This is a genomic window from Microcystis sp. LE19-10.1B (assembly GCF_027530565.1).
Classification (GTDB): domain Bacteria; phylum Cyanobacteriota; class Cyanobacteriia; order Cyanobacteriales; family Microcystaceae; genus Microcystis; species Microcystis aeruginosa.
In genome coordinates, this window is record NZ_JAPZQM010000528.1 from 1 (window position 1) to 1871 (window position 1871).

Annotated in this window: 2 protein-coding genes; one reads left to right on the forward strand and one right to left on the reverse strand. The window is 40.0% G+C overall.

Annotation, left to right across the window (positions count from 1 at the left end):
• Window positions 1–262 precede the first annotated feature (262 nt).
• Entirely contained in the window at window positions 263–802 is a 540-nt protein-coding gene (locus O9332_RS19060) for a DUF3038 domain-containing protein (protein ID WP_288026911.1), read from the reverse strand.
• Between the two features lie 172 nt (window positions 803–974).
• On the opposite strand from O9332_RS19060, the gene O9332_RS19065 reads away from it, so the two are divergent.
• The coding region (locus tag O9332_RS19065; protein ID WP_288026913.1) for an RNA-guided endonuclease InsQ/TnpB family protein at window positions 975–1871 on the forward strand (897 nt) is incomplete at its 3' end.

A 1871-nucleotide genomic window follows, 5' to 3' on the forward strand; every position in this document is an offset into this window, starting at 1 on the left:
TACCAAGCGATGTACTACAAGAAGGATAATGCAAGGTTTTTGAACGTCCCAATCCTATTTTCTTGCACTAACATCGGACTTTAACAGGTCAAAAGCTTTATTTTAAAAGGGTTTTACCATTATTCAGCAAACCCTAAATAAAAAATAATCTCCTGAATACTGACTCCTGAATACTGACTCCTGAATACTGACTCCTGAATACTGACTCCTGAATACTGACTCCTAACTCCTGAATACTGCCTCCTAACTCCTGATAGCCTTTTTACTTTTTACTTGCCAAAAGGGTGTGCCAGAGAAGGAGATGACTGCGGGGGCTGCTGTAGAACAATAAATCGATTAATAATTTCCAGGCTAGGGAAATCAGGCTAGAATCACTGAGATTATTTTCCGATATTTCTGGGTATTTTAAGCGAAAATTATCAATATAATTGCCCAAAAGCGTGGTTTTGACCGGTTCTTGTCCTTGAGTTCCCACTTGTTCCAAGAGAATTACGGCGCGACGGATTAACTCTTGCTTTTTTTGGGCTAGATGACAGAGGAGGAGAACTAGAGAACGGATGTCCGCTAGGGAGAGGTTTGACTGGGGTTGCCAGTAGTGGGCAACTAGGCGATCGCTTGTATCCAGATCTAAGGCTAATTCTTGGGCTGCTTGGGTGATAGACTCGGAGTCTAAATTAGCTAGAGAGACTAAAGCAACCAAAATCAGGTTTAAATAGCTATTAATATTCTCTAACTGCTCGTTACTGGGTGAGATAGCTAGGGGTAAATCCTCACCCGTGGAGGACTCGGCAGACTGAGGCATAGTCAAGGACATAGATAATAAGGAATTGCCAGCAGAAAAACTTGGGTTTAGGAGAAAAAATCACTGGTTCTCAAGTGTCATCGCCAATTTTGGCTCTGAAACCCCGTTCTCAAAGGACGGCTTTACTATGAAATAGTAGCGCATTTACACGATATATGCTAGAATGTGAGATATGGAGAAAGCCTATTCGTTTCGATTTTACCCCACAGCAGAACAAGAGTCGCTATTGCGGCGCACCTTGGGCTGTGTAAGATTAGTTTACAATAAAGCTCTCCATCTCAGAACACAAGCATGGTACGAAAGACAAGAAAGAGTAGGATATACTGAAACTTCTTCAATGCTAACCGATTGGAAAAAACAAGAAGAATTAGAGTTTTTGAATGGGGTTAGCTGTGTTCCTTTACAACAAGGTTTAAGACACCTACAAACAGCTTTTACTAATTTCTTTGCTGGTCGTACTAAGTATCCTAACTTTAAGAAAAAACATCAAGGAGGAAGTGCCGAATTTACCAAATCTGCTTTTAAATTTAAAGACAAACAAATCTATTTAGCTAAATGCACAGAACCTTTACCTATTCGATGGTCAAGACAAATACCAGACGGATGTGAACCAAGTACAGTAACGGTCAGATTACATCCTTCTGGACGTTGGCATATCTCAATAAGATTTGATGACCCAACGATTAAGCCATTACCAGTAACAGATAAAGCCATTGGAATTGACTTAGGAATTAGTAGCCTCGTGAGTACCAGCGACGGCGATAAAGTGTCTAATCCTAAGCATTTTAAGAAACATTATCAGAGGTTGCGAAAAGCACAAAAAAATCTTTCTAGAAAACAGAAAGACTCAAAGAATCGAGAAAAGGCAAAAATCAAAGTAGCCAAAATTCACGCTCAAATCACCGATAGCAGGAAAGACCATTTACACAAGCTAACCACTCAATTAGTTCGTGAAAACCAAACGATTGTGGTTGAGAATTTAGCCGTTAAGAATATGGTCAAAAACCCGAAATTATCTCAGGCAATATCTGATGTAAGCTGGGGAGAAATCACCCGACAATTAGCCTAT